We start from the raw sequence: 14,137 nt of genomic DNA, 5'->3' as shown, positions 1-14,137 counted from the left end.
CGATGAACCTGTCGCGTCCCTTCATCACCCGCCCTGTCGCGACGACGCTGCTCGCGATCGGCGTCGCGCTCGCGGGCCTGTTCGCGTTCATCAAGCTGCCGGTGTCGCCGCTGCCGCAGGTCGACTTCCCGACCATCTCGGTGCAGGCGTCGCTGCCGGGCGCAAGCCCCGAGACCGTCGCGACCAGCGTGACGAGCCCGCTCGAACGGCATCTCGGCTCGATCGCCGACGTGTCCGAAATGACGTCGACGAGCACGGTCGGCAATGCGCGGATCATCCTGCAGTTCGGCCTGAACCGCGACATCGACGGCGCCGCTCGCGACGTGCAGGCCGCGATCAACGCGGCGCGCGCCGACCTGCCCGCCGCGCTGAAGAGCAACCCGACCTACCGCAAGGTCAACCCGGCCGACTCGCCGATCATGATCGTGTCGCTGACGTCGGAGACCTCGTCGCCCGCGAAGCTGTACGACGCCGCGTCGACGGTGCTGCAGCAGTCGCTGTCGCAGATCGACGGGATCGGCCAGGTCTCGGTGAGCGGTTCCGCGAACCCGGCCGTGCGCGTCGAGCTCGAACCGCAGGCGCTGTTCCATTACGGGATCGGCCTCGAGGACGTGCGCGCCGCGCTCGCGTCCGCGAACGCCAACGCGCCGAAGGGCGCGATCGAATTCGGCCCGCAGCGCTACCAGCTCTATACGAACGACCAGGCCTCCAGCGCGTCGCAATACCGCGACCTCGTCGTCGCGTACCGCAACGGCGCGGCCGTGCGGCTGTCCGACCTGTCCGACGTCGTCGATTCCGTCGAGGACCTGCGCAACCTCGGGCTGTCGAACGGCAAGCGCGCGGTGCTCGTGATCCTCTACCGCTCGCCCGGCGCGAACATCATCGACACGATCGACCGCGTGCGCGCGGCGCTGCCGCAGCTCACCGCGTCGCTGCCGGCCGACATCACGGTCACGCCCGTGCTCGACCGTTCGACCACCATTCGCGCGTCGCTGAAGGACACCGAGCACACGCTGCTGATCGCGGTCAGCCTCGTCGTGATGGTCGTGTTCCTGTTCCTGCGCAACTGGCGCGCGACGCTGATCCCGAGCGTCGCGGTACCGATCTCGATCATCGGCACGTTCGGCGCGATGTACCTGCTCGGCTTCTCGATCGACAACCTGTCGCTGATGGCGCTGATCGTCGCGACCGGCTTCGTCGTCGACGATGCGATCGTCGTGCTCGAGAACATCTCGCGGCACATCGAGAACGGCAAGTCGCGCATGCAGGCCGCGTTCGACGGCGCGCGCGAGGTCGGCTTCACGGTGCTGTCGATGAGCATCTCGCTCGTCGCGGTGTTCCTCCCGATCCTGCTGATGGGCGGCATCGTCGGGCGGCTGTTCCGCGAATTCGCACTGACGCTGTCGCTCGCGATCGCCGTGTCGCTCGCGGTGTCGCTCACGGTCACGCCGATGATGTGCGCGCGTCTGCTGCCCGAGTCGCACGACCCGCAAAGCGAAGGCCGCTTCGGGCGCTTCCTGGAACGTTGTTTCAGCCGCATGCAGCGCGGCTACGAACGCTCGTTGTCGTGGGCGCTGCGCCGGCCGCTGCTGATCCTGCTGACCCTGTTCGCGACGATCGGGCTGAACGTCTACCTGTACATCGTCGTGCCGAAGGGCTTCTTCCCGCAGCAGGACACCGGGCTGATGATCGGCGGCATCCAGGCCGACCAGTCGACGTCGTTCCAGGCGATGAAGCTGAAGTTCTCCGAGATGATGCGGATCGTGCAGGCGAACCCGAACGTGAAGAGCGTCGCGGGCTTCACCGGCGGCACGCAGACCAACTCCGGCTTCATGTTCGTCACGCTGAAGGACCGCACCGAGCGCAAGCTGTCGGCCGACCAGGTGATCCAGCAGTTGCGCCCGCCGCTGGCGGACGTCGCGGGTGCGCGCACGTTCCTGCAGGCCGCGCAGGACATCCGCGTCGGCGGCCGGCAGAGCAACGCGCAGTACCAGTTCACGCTGCTCGGCGATTCGAGCGCCGACCTGTACAAGTGGGGGCCGATCCTGACCGAGGCGCTGCAGAAACGCCCCGAGCTGACCGACGTGAACTCGGACCAGCAGCAAGGCGGCCTCGAGGCGATGGTGACGATCGACCGCGCGACGGCCGCGCGGTTCGGCATCAAGCCCGCGCAGATCGACAACACGCTGTACGACGCGTTCGGCCAGCGCCAGGTCTCGACGATCTACAACCCGCTGAACCAGTACCACGTCGTGATGGAAGTCGCGCCGAAGTACTGGCAGAGCCCCGAGATGCTGAACCAGGTGTGGATCAGCACGTCGGGCGGCAGCGCGAACGGTTCGCAGACCACCAACGCGGCGGCCGGCACCTACGTCGCGACGTCCGCCGGCACGTCGAGCGCCGGCACGGGCACGCAGAGTGCCGCGGCGATCGCGTCCGATTCCGCGCGCAACCTGGCGCTCAACTCGATCGCGGCGAGCGGCAAGTCGAGCGCGTCGTCGGGTGCGTCGGTGTCGACGTCGAAGTCGACGATGATTCCGCTGTCGGCGATCGCGACGTTCGGGCCGAGCACGACGCCGCTGTCGGTCAACCACCAGGGGCTGTTCGTCGCGACGACGATCTCGTTCAACCTGCCGCCCGGCGTGTCGCTGTCGCAGGCGACCCAGGTGATCTACCAGACGATGGCGCAGGTCGGCGTCCCGCCGACCATCGTCGGCAGCTTCCAGGGCACCGCGCAGGCGTTCCAGCAGTCGACGAACGACCAGCCGATCCTGATCCTCGCCGCGCTGCTGGCCGTCTATATCGTGCTCGGGATCCTGTACGAGAGCTACATCCACCCGATCACGATCCTGTCGACGCTGCCGTCGGCCGGCGTCGGCGCACTGCTCGCGCTGCTGCTGTTCAAGACCGAGTTCAGCATCATCGCGCTGATCGGCGTGATCCTGCTGATCGGTATCGTGAAGAAGAACGCGATCATGATGGTCGACTTCGCGATCGACCAGACGCGCAACCACCGGAAGTCGTCGTTCGACGCGATCCACGAGGCGTGCCTGCTGCGCTTCCGCCCGATCATGATGACGACGATGGCCGCGCTGCTCGGTGCGCTGCCGCTCGCGTTCGGCAACGGCGACGGCGCCGAGCTGCGTGCGCCGCTCGGGATCGCGATCGCCGGCGGCCTGATCGTGTCGCAGGTGCTGACGCTCTATACGACGCCGGTCGTCTACCTGTACATGGACCGGCTGCGCGTGTGGGCCGAGAAGCGGCGCAACCGCCGCGCGAATCCGGGCGGGCCGGCGGTCGCCGGGGAGTGATGAAAGCGGCCGCCCGTTGTGCGGCCGTTTTTTCGCGCTTGAACCGCTGCGACGATCGGCTATCGTGAGTCCATGCCCACCGCGGGGCCCTGCACGGGGACACACCATGAACGTCCAGCTCAACCATACGATCGTCTGGTGCCGCGACAAACGCGCGTCGAGCCGCTTCCTCACCGAGCTTCTGGAATTGCCGCCGCCGACGCCGTTCGGCGCGATGCTGGTCGTCCCGCTCGGCAACGGCGTGTCGCTCGATTTTTATGAACGGTCGGGAGAGATCGCGTCGCAGCATTACGCGTTCCTGCTCGACGAAGCAGGCTTCGATCGCGTGCTCGCGCGGATTCGCGAGCGCGGGCTGCCGCACTGGGCCGATCCGGCGAAGCGGCAACCCGATGACATCTACCGCCACAACGGCGGCCGCGGCGTGTACTTCGACGATCCGGACGGCCACTTCCTCGAAGTGATGACGCAGCCTTATGTGCTGAACGGCTAGTGCGGCTGCGGGCCGGCATTGCGCCGGCCGCTATGGGGGGCCGGCCTTGCCCGGGCGTCGACCTGTTGCGGACGACACCCGAGGCCGGCGGCCATTACTCGACCATTACTCGGCCGCTGCCGCCGTCTTGCGCGGGCGCCGCGCGCGCGGCGCCGCCGCCTTGCGGGCGGGTTTCTTCGATTTGGCTTCGGCGGGCGCCTCGGCCGGCGCGGCAGCGACCTCGCCGCCGGGATCGCCGACCACCGGCTCGGCGTGCGTCACCGCAACGTGCCACTCGTCGCGCTGCTCCGCGTCACGATGCGTCTCGTCCGCCTGCTTGCCATGCGCGTGTTTGTCGCCTTCGTGCTTGTCGCCTTCGTGCTTCGCCGCGCCATGCCCGGCGTCGTCCGGCTTCCCGGCCGCCTGGCGGCCGGCGCGCTTCGCGGCAGCGCCCTTCTTCGCGGCGGTCTTCTTCGCCGTGCTCTTGCGTGCACGCTTGCGGCCATCCTTCGCGTCGCCGTGCACCTCGGCCACTTCCAGCGCTTCGACCGCTTCGGTCGTCGCCGCCTCTTCCGCGTCGACCTGCGCGGGTTCATGCACGACCGCCTCCGCCCGCTGCTCGCGACGCCGCGGCTCGCGCCCGGGCCGCGCCGGCTCCGCCGCGCGCGACCCGTGGTGCGTGCCTTGGTGTGCGCCATGGTTCGGGGCGCCGCCGTCACCGGCCGGCGCCGCGTGCTCCGCGGCCGCCTGCTGGCGGGCCCGCGACACGAACGCGCCCGACTTGTCGTCGCGCCCCACTTCGAGCAGGCCGCGCGCCTGCGCTTCTTCGAGCAGGTTACCGAACGCGCGGAACCCGTAGTACGACTCGTTGAAATCCGGCTTGCGGCGCTTGATCGCGCTCTTGAGCACCGACGCCCAGATCTTGCCGACGTCGTCGCGCTCCGACGCGAGCGCGTCGAACGTCTCGACCGCCAGCGCGATCGCCTGGGCCTTGCGCGCGTCCATCTCGTGCTTGCGCGACGGCTCGTCGGGCCGCTTCACGCCGCTGTTGCCCGTGCGCTGCTGTTCGCGCTTCGCGAGCGCGCGCTGCTGCTCGCGCACCAGATCGTCGTAGAAGATGAATTCGTCGCAGTTCGCGACCAGCAGGTCCGACGTCGAATTCTTCACGCCGACCCCGATCACTTTCTTCGCGTTCTCGCGCAGCTTCGACACGAGCGGCGAGAAATCCGAATCGCCGCTGATGATCACGAACGTATCGACGTGCGACTTGGTGTAGCAGAGGTCGAGCGCGTCCACGACGAGCCGGATGTCGGCCGAATTCTTGCCCGACTGGCGCACGTGCGGAATCTCGATCAGCTCGAAGCTCGCCTCGTGCATCGATGCCTTGAAGCCCTTGTAGCGATCCCAGTCGCAATAGGCCTTCTTCACGACGATGCTGCCCTTCAGCAGCAAGCGCTCCAGCACGGGCTGGATGTCGAATTTCTCGTACTTCGCGTCGCGCACGCCGAGCGCGACGTTCTCGAAGTCGCAGAACACGGCCATGCTGACGTTGTCCAGGGGTAATGCCATGTGTACTCCAACCGGTGGGCCGACGCGTTGTATGACGTATCGGCGAAAAATGCATCGCGCACATGATAGCCGGTCGGCGCGTCATTCCCGCATCGGCGTGAACGAATGGCGGCCGGAATGCCGGTGCCGGTCGCGCCGCGGCGGATCGCATGCCCGCGCCGGGCAGCCGCGGCGAGCACGCGCGGGCGGTACGCCCCTTAATACACACCCGCCGCGGCGGCGAATCGACATTACACTTGAGTTATCGGTCGTCCGTCCCTATCTGGAAGGATGACGCATCGAGCAAGGAGCGGTTTCATGACGACGAAGGTACTGCTGATTGGCGCGACCGGTAGAACGGGCCAGGCCTGCGCGGATCTGCTGCTCAAGCAGCCGGAGTTCGAGGTCACGGCGCTCGTGCGCCGGCACGGCTATGCGCTGGCGGGCGCGCGGGTAGTCGAGGCCGATCTGACGAACGATTTCTCGCACGCATTCCAGGGCATCTCGCACGTGATCTACGCGGCCGGTTCGGCCGAATCGGAAGGCGCGGCCGAAGAGGAGCAGGTCGACCGCGATGCGGTCGCCCGCGCGGCCGAATACGCGCTGGCTTACAACGCGCAGAAGCTCGTCGTGATCAGCTCGCTGTCCGCGTACCGGCCCGAACTCGGCCCGGACGCGCTGCGCCACTATTCGCAGATGAAGCGCGAAGGCGACGAGCGCGTGATCGCGTCGGGCGTCGACTACGTGATCCTGCGCCCCGGCCCGCTCGCGGACGGCCCCGGCGTCGGCAAGATCGCGCTGACCGACGCGTGGTTCGAAGGCGCCCCGCCCGTGTCGCGCCAGGATGTGGCCTGGGCCGCGATCGAGGCGATCAAGCTCGGCATCTCGCGCAAGATCGTCGGCTTCGTCGGCGGCAGCGTGCCGATCGAGCAGGCATTGCGCGCCTAGCGGTCTCGCCCGCGCCGCCGCGCGGCGGCGCGTCGATCCGTACCGGCGGCCCGCACGACGGGCCGCCGGGGCGCGCGGGGCGCCCGCTTACTGCTTCGGATGCGCGTCGGCCCACGCCTTCACGGCGGCGAGCGTGTTCTCGACGTGCTTGTCGGGCGACATGCTCGTGTATTCGTAGAGAATCTTCCCTTCCGGCGAAATCACGTAGGACACGCGATTCGCCCGGTCGATCGCCGGCAGCTTCGCGTCGTATTCCCGGATGATCTTCGCGTCCGGATCGGCCGCGACCGGGAACTTGCTCCGGCACTCGCTCACCGAGAACTTCGTCAGCGTGTCGATCTTGTCGGCCGATACGCCGATCACCGTCGCGCCGTAGGCCTTGTAGCGATCCACTGCGTCCGCGAACGCGTGCGCCTCGATCGTGCAGCCCTTCGTGAACGCGGCCGGGTAGAAATACAGGACGACCGGCCCCTGCTTCAGCGCGTCCGCGAGCGAGTACGTGTAAGTCTTGCCGCCCAGCGACGCCTGCGTCGTGAAATCGGGCGCCGCGGCACCCGGCTTCAATTCCGCCTGCGCCACCAGCGCATGGCCGGCCACCAGCGCCGCCACGGCGGCGCCCAGCAACAGTTTTCGCTTCATCTGCGTCCTCATTTCTTATAAAGTCAGCCTCAAAGTAGACCTCGCCGGCGTTCGGCTGTCGAACACCCGCGTGACCGATCCGGTCCAGCGGCCATGCCATCCGCGGCCGGTCCGTTAAAGATTCCGCACAGTCTGCCGTTATTCCTTCCGGACAACCGGTTCCAGCCCTTCACGTCAGCGAGAAACATGGAAGCCAACAGGAAACAGACGTCACGCAAGGGCTCCTGGCGCAGCGCCTTGCATACGCTGCGCCGCTTCGCCTGGTCGGGCGGCGCGCTGATGCCCGCGCGCGCCGGCACGCCGCGACGCGACGACTCCGTGCGCGACTGGCTGGAACAGACGGTCGGCACGGTGGATTTCCTCGCCCATGTCGACCGCGAACTGCGCTTTCTGTACGTATCCGACGCGAGCCTGCGCTTCATCGGCTACCACCGCGACTACCTGCACACGCTGACGCTGCGCGACCTGATCGCCGAACAGGATACCGCGGCGCTCGAAGGCCTGCTTGCGCGCGCCGCGCGTTCCGGCCAGGTCGAGAAGGCGACGATGTGCATCGTCAAGTCGCTCACCTACCCGCTGGACGTCGAGATCCGTGCGTTCAAGAGCCGCCATCACGGGGTCGACGGGTTCGCGATCGCGGCGTTCGACGTGTCGTCGTGGCGCGCGCTCGAGGCGCGCCTGACTTACGAAATGCACCACGACCCGATGACGGGGCTCGGCAACCTGTCCGCGCTCGTGCCCGCGCTGATGCGCGCGCAGCAGACCGCAGACGGGGACGGCACCTGTGCGGCGCTGCTGCTGCTCGACCTCGACGACTACCAGCGGATCAACCGTGCGCTCGGCTATGACGCGGGCGACACGCTGCTGCGCGAGACCGCGCAGCGGCTGAAGGCGCTCGTCACGCCGAACGAGCAGCTCGCGCGCGTCGCGAGCGACAAGTTCGCGGTCGTGCTCGGCGCACCGGACCGCACGCAGGCGAGCAACGCGGCGGACGCACTCGCACGCCGGCTGCAGGCCGCGGTGCGCGAGCCCTACGTGTACCAGGGGCAGACCGTGCACCTGTCCGCGAGCATCGGCATCGCGCTCTACCCTGACGAGCGCTCGGCGCCCCATCGCGCGCAGCACCACAGCCCGCTGCTGCGCCGCGCCGACCACGCGCTCGCACAGGCGAAGGCGTCGGGCGGCAACGCGCTCGCATTCCACGCGCCCGTCGACGATCCGGCCGACGCCGAACGGCTGAAGCTCGAAGCCGACCTGTACGACGGCGTGCGCAACGGCGAGTTTTCGCTCCATTTCCAGCCGATCACGCGCAGCCAGTCGGGCGCGGTGGTCGGCGTCGAGGCACTGATCCGCTGGCGCCATCCGGTGCACGGCCTCGTGCCGCCGGCGACCTTCATTCCGCTCGCCGAATCGATCGGCCTGATCAACTATCTCGGCAACTGGGTGCTCAAGGCCGCGTGCATGCAGCTCGTCGCCTGGGACCGCCAGGGGCTCGCGCTGCAGTACGTGGCGGTCAACGTGTCGCCGCAGCAGTTTCGCGACCCGCGCTTCACGCAGAGCGTGCGCGAGGCGATCGCGCTGACGGGCATCGACCCGCGCCGCATCGTGCTCGAGATCACCGAAAGCCTGCTGATGCACGATCCCGCGCAGGCAAAGGGGCTGCTCGAGGAACTGACCGATCTCGGCATCCGCTTCGCGATCGACGATTTCGGCACCGGCTATTCAAGCCTCGCGTATCTGCAGCGCTTCCCGCTCGCGAAGCTGAAGATCGACCGCAGCTTCGTCGAGAACCTGCTGACCTCGCGCAACGACCGCGCGATCGTGTCGGCGGTGGTCGGCCTCGCGCAGACGCTCGATCTCGAGCTCGTCGCGGAAGGCGTCGAGACCGAGGCGCAGCGCGAATTGCTGACGGAGATGGGCTGCAACCATATCCAGGGCTGGCTCGTCTGCCAGGCGCTGCCGTCCGAGGAGCTCGCGCGGCGCTTCGAGGCGCAGCAACTGCACCTGCACGCCGCCGCCTGACGCGCGGCGAACCGGACAGATCCGTATGTCAATCACCGAACACTTGCCCCGCACCGCATTGCTCGACAAGCTGTGGGCCCGGATGAACGAACGGGGCGATTTCCCGCTGCTGTCGGAATCGCTGCGCGCGACGATGGCCGCGATGAAGAACGACGACCTCGACTTCACCGCGCTCGTGCGCGTCGTGCTGTCGGACTTCGCGCTCACGCAGAAAGTGCTGCGGCTCGCGAACTCCGCGATGTACATGGCGTTCGGCGGCAACATCACCACCGTGACCCGCGCACTGATGGTGCTCGGCATGGACGCCGTCGGCCACCTGGTCGTCGGGCTCAAGCTCGTCGACCATTTCCACCACAGTACGCCGCGCCGCATCGACGCGAAGCTCGAACTGAACCGCGCGCTGCTGTCCGGCTGCGTCGCGCGCAAGCTCACCGAGCGCGCCGAGCTGCGCGCGGGCGAGGAAGCCGTCGTCTGTACGCTGATGCGCCAGGTCGGCAAGCTGCTCGTGGTCTGCTATCTCGACAGCGAATGGGACCGGATCCGCCGCCGCGCGGCCGAGCTGAACGGCGACGAAGCGGCCGCCTGCATCGATGTGCTCGGCGTCGGCTTCGACGAGATCGGGCTCGAGGCGGCCGCGCGCTGGCGGTTGCCCGACGTGATCCGCGCGGGGATGGCCGACCACGACCACGTGGCCCGCACCGACGCGTTCGGCAACGAAGATCACGACCACGCTACGGGCCATGCGAGCGATGACGGCCCGGCCGCCCGCGTGCGCTGGCTGCGCGCGATCAGCCGCTGCTCGACCGACGTCGCGGGCGCGCTCGTGATGCCCGCGAGCCCGCAGCGCGACGCGCGCATCGCGGCGCTCGCGCAGCACTATGGCGCGGAACTCGACATGGAAGCCGACGCGCTGGTCGAGATCGCCGAGCGGCTCGCGCGCGAGGAAGCGAGCGACACCGTGATGCGCGAGATCGTCGAGCTGCGCGCGAACGCCGATGCGATCGCGCGTGCACAGGCCGCGCCCGAGGCGTGCCTCGAAGCCGGCCTCGCGGACCTGCGTGCGCTGCCGTCCGAGCACGTGCTGACGCCGGTGCTCGCGCTCGCATCGGAAAGCCTGCTGGCCGGCCTCGCGTTCACGCGCACCGTGATGTTCGTGCGTCACGACGACGGCATGTTCGCCGCGCGCCTCGGCTTCGGCCCCGGCGTCGATACGACGCTCGACCGGCTGCGCTTCGACGAGCGCTTCGAGCCGGACGTGTTTCATCTCGCGATCTCGAACTCGGTCGGCATCTTCATCGAGCAGGCGCAGGAGCCGAAGATGCGCAAGCGCCTGCCCGCGTGGTATCTCGACGCATTCGGCGACTCGCGCGCGTTCGTGCTGCTGCCCGTGCGCGTCGGCACGACGACCGTTGCGCTGCTGTACGGCGACTGGGCCGGCGCGCAGCCTGCACGCAAGATCACGCAGCAGGAGATGAGCGTGCTCAACGAGCTCGCGCGCGAACTGGGCCGGTTCTTTCCGGCCTGACGCGGCCGCCGGCCGCTGCCGCGCCGATTCCCGCCGCTTCCCACCGTTTCTCGCCTCCCAAAGCAAACCGGCCGCATCAGCGGCCGGTTTGCTTGCATCGTGCGATCGAACGCAACGCTTACTTGAGCGTCACGGGCACGCTGAAGTACTTCTTCGCGAGGTTGTCGATCGTGCCGTCGGCCTTCAGCTCCTTCAGCGCCTGATCGAGCGCGGTCTTCAGCGCCGCGTCGTTCTTGCGCAGGCCGAAACCGACGCCCGAGCCGAGGATCTCGGCATCGCTCACGGTACCGCCCGCGAACGCGAAGCCCTGCCCTTGCGGCTTCGCCAGGAAGCCCTTCGAACCGGCTTCCGCGTCCTGGAACGTCGCGTCGAGACGGCCCGACTTCAGGTCGGCGTAGGCCAGATCCTGCGTCTGGTACGGCACGACTTCGACGCCTACCGGCGCCCACTTCTTCTTCGCGTACGCTTCCTGGATCGTGCCCTGCAGCACGCCGACGCGCTTGCCCTTCAGCGATTGCGGGGTCGGCAGCAGGCCGCTGCCCTGCTTCGCGATCAGCTGGTTCGGGATCGTGTAGATCGCATCGGTGAACGCGATCGCGTGCTTGCGCTGGTCGGTGATCGTCATGTCCGAATTGATCGCGTCGAACTTGCGCGCCTGCAGCGCCGGGATCAGACCGTCGAAGTCGTTCTCGACCCACACGCACTTCGTCTTCAGCTTCGCGCACACCGCGTTGCCGATGTCGATGTCGAAGCCGGTCAGCTTGCCGTCGGGCGTCTTGTATTCGAACGGCGCGTACGAGGCTTCGACGCCGAAACGGATCTCTTTCAGATCCGCTGCCATCGCGCTGCCTGCCGCCACGGCCGATGCCGCCACCACCGCATGCGCGGCCACTTTACGCCAATCCAACTTCATCAGGTGTTCTCCTCGATACTCGAATGTTCCGGAACTACGGGCGCATGCATCATTGCAGGGTCGGATGACCACGGCAATGCTGCCGCCGCGCCGTGATGCGGCGCAACAGCCGCAAGGCCGCGATTGTACCAATCCGCGCGGCCCGGCATGGCAAAGCAGCCACCGACACGCGATGCTGCGCTGCGGGCGCCGACGTCAGCCGGGCGGCCCGTCGAACTTGCAAGACGATGTCGCAAATACGCAAGCGCAACGCGCGGGCCGTCGGTGCGGCGTGCGGGCGTCATCTCAAAAAGGGAATGGTTGCAGGGCGATGCGCGGGCCGCGGGTCGCCGCGGCCACGCGCAATCGGTCCCCGTCAGACGAGCGCCGCGACCGTCTCGCGGGTCGTGTCGATGACGAGCAGGCCCGCGCGCAAGCCCGGCTTCACCGTCGGGTTCGGGAACACGATGCGCTCCTCGTCGTGCTTCACCGTGTAGCGGTAGTCGCCGTCCTGCGCGAGCACCGTGCCGCGAGCAAACGCGGTGAAGTTCGCGACGTCGGCCGCCACGAACAGCTCGAACGCGTCGCTCTGCTTCGTGATCTGGTCGATCACCGTGAAGACGCGCGGCAACGATGGATGGCCGCCCCGAGCGCCAACCTCGCGAGCGGCACCCGACACGAGCTGGCGTACCGCGCGGTCGGCCGGCGCGAAGCGCGTCAGGTCGTTCTGGCCGAACGGGCGCACTTTGCCGAGTTCCAGCGTGCACGCGAGCGCGCCGCAGTGCTCGGCCGTGAAATGCGAATACGTGTTGCCCTTCGCGGTATGCAGCAGCACGGCCGCGATCTGCGCGTCGCCGAGCCATTCGAACATCGTGCGCGTCGGCGGCATGCCCGTGTGCGGCAGCAGCGCGAACTGCTCGAACACCGATGCGCGAATCGCCGTGTGCATGTCGATGTGCCAGCGCGCGGCGCCGGCCAGCGCGGCCGCGAAGAACGCGGCGGCAACGGCCTCGAGCTGCATGGCACGCGGCGCTTCACGGCTGGCGGGCACCTGCGCGTGACGGCCGCTGAACAGGCGGTTCAGATCGTCGTCGAGATAGCGTTCGCCGGCGCGCATCGCCGGCACGTTGCCGAGCACGACGAGCAGCCGGCACGCGAGCGGCAGCGCCCCCGACGCGAGATCGCGCACGAGTATCGACAGCAGCTCGATCGGCGCCGTCTCGTCGCCGTGCACGCCGGCCGACACGAGCACGCTCGCGCGCGCCGTGCCGGCGGCCCCGGCCGCCACCGGTTCGAGCGCGAGCAGCCCGTCGCCGAGCCATTGCCAGCGCACGGCACCGGCTGCGCAGGTACCGTCCGTTGCGGACGGCGCGCCACCGGTCAGCGTGAACGCGAGGAAGTCGTCGAGCAGCGCGGCGGCCATACGGGCATCAGCGCTGGAAGTCATACAGCGAACCGACGCGCAGGATCTGCGTGAGCTCGTCGAGCGCCGTGCGCGACTCGTCGAGCAGCGCCGGATCGGCGAGGTCTTCCGGTGCGAGGCGATCGCGATAGTGCCGGTCGATCCAGGTGTCGAGCGACGCGAACAGCGTGTCGTTGATCCACACGTTCGACGTGACGGCCGCCCGTTCCGCTTCGTTCAGCACGACGCGCAGGCGCAGGCACGCCGGGCCGCCGCCGTTCTTCATGCTTTCGCGCAGATCGAACACGAGCACGTCGCGAATCGGGCCGTTGCCGGCCGCGAGTTCGTCGAGATAGGCCGCGACGTTCCCGTTCTCGCGGCACTCCTGCGGCACGACGAGCACCTGCGAGCCGTCCGCGCGCGACAGCAGCTGGCTGTTGAACAGATACGACGTCACCGCGTCGTTCACGCTCACGGCGGCCTCCGGCACCTCGATCACGTTCAGGCGCGCGCCGCGTGCGTCGAGCGCGGCGGTCAGCGTGTCGTAGATCGCCTGCTTGTTGACGAACGCGCGCTCGTGCGTGAACAGCGTGTCGCGGTTGCCGACCGAAATCACGTCGTTGTGGAACACGCCCGCGTCGATCACGTCCGGATCCTGCTGCGCGTAGACCGTCGCTTCTTCGGCGAGCCCGTGGCGATGCGCGACCGCGCGGCTCGCCTCGAAGGTCTGGCGTGCCGGGAAGCGCTTCGGCTCGGGGCCGCGGCGATATTCCGCGCGACCGTACACGAAGAACTCGATGCCCGGCTTGCCGTATTCGGCGCAGAAGCGCGTGTGGTTCGCCGCGCCTTCGTCGCCCAGCGCCGGCGTGCCGGTCAGCGCCTCATGCACCGCGAAGTGCGCGGGATCGGCGAACAACGTCGACAGCGTGCGGCGCGTCGCTTCGTGCTCGATCGCGCGATGCAGCTTGCTGCACAGGTTCGCCGGCGTGAAGTGCACGCGGCCATCGCTCGTATCGGCCGACGGGCTGACGGTGGCCGCGTTCGCGGTCCACATCGCCGACGCCGAGCTCGCCGCGGCGAGCAGTTCGGGCGCCTGCTTCGCGGCCTTCGCGATCACGTCCGCGTCCTTGCCCGAGAAGCCGAGCTCGCGCAAGAGGCGCAGCGACGGCCGCTCCTGCGGCGGCAGCACGCCTTGCGCGAAGCCGAGATCCGCGAGCTGCTTCATCTTGCGCAGCCCCTGCTTCGCCGCGGCCTTCGGGTTCGCGGCCGACTTTTCGTTGTTGAGCGACGCCACGTTGCCGAACGACAGCCCGGCGTAGTTGTGGGTCGGGCCGACGAGCCCGTCGAAATTGGCTTCTTGTGCGTTCATCGTCGTTCCCTC

At 68.5% G+C, this 14,137-nt stretch carries 10 protein-coding genes; 5 read left to right on the top strand and 5 right to left on the bottom strand.

The window, feature by feature from the left end:
- Nucleotides 1-2: 2 nt before the first annotated feature.
- Both HWX39_RS09745 and HWX39_RS09740 read left to right on the top strand, forming a co-directional pair.
- Nucleotides 3-3,311: an efflux RND transporter permease subunit gene (locus HWX39_RS09745; protein ID WP_175967382.1), complete on the top strand. Its 3,309-nt coding sequence runs from the start codon at nucleotides 3-5 to the stop codon at nucleotides 3,309-3,311.
- A 106-nt stretch (nucleotides 3,312-3,417) separates the two neighbouring features.
- A complete protein-coding gene (locus tag HWX39_RS09740) occupies nucleotides 3,418-3,801 on the top strand; it encodes a VOC family protein (RefSeq protein WP_175967379.1) in 384 nt (127 codons plus the stop codon).
- A gap of 105 nt (nucleotides 3,802-3,906) precedes the next feature.
- Here the strand turns inward: HWX39_RS09740 and HWX39_RS09735 are convergent, their stop codons facing one another.
- Nucleotides 3,907-5,349, bottom strand: a complete 1,443-nt coding sequence (locus HWX39_RS09735; protein WP_175967377.1) for an NYN domain-containing protein — start codon at nucleotides 5,347-5,349, stop codon at nucleotides 3,907-3,909.
- Between the two features lie 297 nt (nucleotides 5,350-5,646).
- Here HWX39_RS09735 and HWX39_RS09730 point away from each other — a divergent pair, with 297 nt between their 5' ends.
- The gene (locus HWX39_RS09730) at nucleotides 5,647-6,276 is read left to right on the top strand and encodes an NAD(P)H-binding protein (RefSeq protein ID WP_175967375.1); all 630 of its coding nucleotides are present in this window, start codon (nucleotides 5,647-5,649) and stop codon (nucleotides 6,274-6,276) included.
- An 87-nt stretch (nucleotides 6,277-6,363) separates the two neighbouring features.
- Here HWX39_RS09730 and HWX39_RS09725 read toward each other — a convergent pair whose 3' ends face one another.
- Nucleotides 6,364-6,915: a peroxiredoxin gene (locus HWX39_RS09725; RefSeq protein ID WP_175951777.1), complete on the bottom strand. Its 552-nt coding sequence runs from the start codon at nucleotides 6,913-6,915 to the stop codon at nucleotides 6,364-6,366.
- Between the two features lie 279 nt (nucleotides 6,916-7,194).
- On the opposite strand from HWX39_RS09725, the gene cdpA reads away from it, so the two are divergent.
- Together cdpA and HWX39_RS09715 are read left to right on the top strand one after the other, a co-directional pair.
- The gene (cdpA, locus tag HWX39_RS09720) at nucleotides 7,195-8,937 is read left to right on the top strand and encodes a cyclic di-GMP phosphodiesterase CdpA (RefSeq protein ID WP_208458837.1); all 1,743 of its coding nucleotides are present in this window, start codon (nucleotides 7,195-7,197) and stop codon (nucleotides 8,935-8,937) included.
- A gap of 25 nt (nucleotides 8,938-8,962) precedes the next feature.
- Nucleotides 8,963-10,462: an HDOD domain-containing protein gene (locus tag HWX39_RS09715; RefSeq protein WP_175967371.1), complete on the top strand. Its 1,500-nt coding sequence runs from the start codon at nucleotides 8,963-8,965 to the stop codon at nucleotides 10,460-10,462.
- 118 nt (nucleotides 10,463-10,580) lie between these two features.
- On the opposite strand, the gene HWX39_RS09710 is transcribed toward HWX39_RS09715, so the two are convergent.
- The 3 genes from HWX39_RS09710 to astB all read right to left on the bottom strand — a co-directional run bounded on the left by HWX39_RS09710 (nucleotide 10,581) and on the right by astB (nucleotide 14,125).
- Nucleotides 10,581-11,375 (bottom strand): ABC transporter substrate-binding protein, encoded by a 795-nt coding sequence (locus tag HWX39_RS09710; protein ID WP_175967368.1) that lies wholly within the window; start codon nucleotides 11,373-11,375, stop codon nucleotides 10,581-10,583.
- Nucleotides 11,376-11,730: 355 nt separating this feature from the next.
- Complete coding sequence (astE, locus tag HWX39_RS09705) at nucleotides 11,731-12,801, bottom strand: succinylglutamate desuccinylase (protein WP_175967366.1); 1,071 nt, start codon at nucleotides 12,799-12,801, stop codon at nucleotides 11,731-11,733.
- The gene (gene astB / locus HWX39_RS09700) at nucleotides 12,785-14,125 is read right to left on the bottom strand and encodes an N-succinylarginine dihydrolase (RefSeq protein ID WP_175967364.1); all 1,341 of its coding nucleotides are present in this window, start codon (nucleotides 14,123-14,125) and stop codon (nucleotides 12,785-12,787) included. Before astB ends, astE begins: the two co-directional genes overlap by 17 nt.
- Nucleotides 14,126-14,137: the final 12 nt, after the last annotated feature.

The organism is Burkholderia sp. BCC0322 (assembly GCF_902833045.1).
In the GTDB taxonomy this organism is placed as follows: Bacteria; Pseudomonadota; Gammaproteobacteria; order Burkholderiales; family Burkholderiaceae; genus Burkholderia.
Note: the sequence above shows the minus strand (reverse complement) of the source record. Positions and strands in the feature narration are given on the sequence as shown.

Coding starts and splice junctions, on each gene's coding strand:
- HWX39_RS09745 (WP_175967382.1), top strand. CDS start 3: ATGAACCTGTCGCGTCCCTTCATCACCCGCCCTGTCGCGACGACGCTG.
- HWX39_RS09740 (WP_175967379.1), top strand. CDS start 3,418: ATGAACGTCCAGCTCAACCATACGATCGTCTGGTGCCGCGACAAACGC.
- HWX39_RS09735 (WP_175967377.1), bottom strand. CDS start 5,349: ATGGCATTACCCCTGGACAACGTCAGCATGGCCGTGTTCTGCGACTTC.
- HWX39_RS09730 (WP_175967375.1), top strand. CDS start 5,647: ATGACGACGAAGGTACTGCTGATTGGCGCGACCGGTAGAACGGGCCAG.
- HWX39_RS09725 (WP_175951777.1), bottom strand. CDS start 6,915: ATGAAGCGAAAACTGTTGCTGGGCGCCGCCGTGGCGGCGCTGGTGGCC.
- cdpA (WP_208458837.1), top strand. CDS start 7,195: ATGCCCGCGCGCGCCGGCACGCCGCGACGCGACGACTCCGTGCGCGAC.
- HWX39_RS09715 (WP_175967371.1), top strand. CDS start 8,963: ATGTCAATCACCGAACACTTGCCCCGCACCGCATTGCTCGACAAGCTG.
- HWX39_RS09710 (WP_175967368.1), bottom strand. CDS start 11,375: ATGAAGTTGGATTGGCGTAAAGTGGCCGCGCATGCGGTGGTGGCGGCA.
- astE (WP_175967366.1), bottom strand. CDS start 12,801: ATGACTTCCAGCGCTGATGCCCGTATGGCCGCCGCGCTGCTCGACGAC.
- astB (WP_175967364.1), bottom strand. CDS start 14,125: ATGAACGCACAAGAAGCCAATTTCGACGGGCTCGTCGGCCCGACCCAC.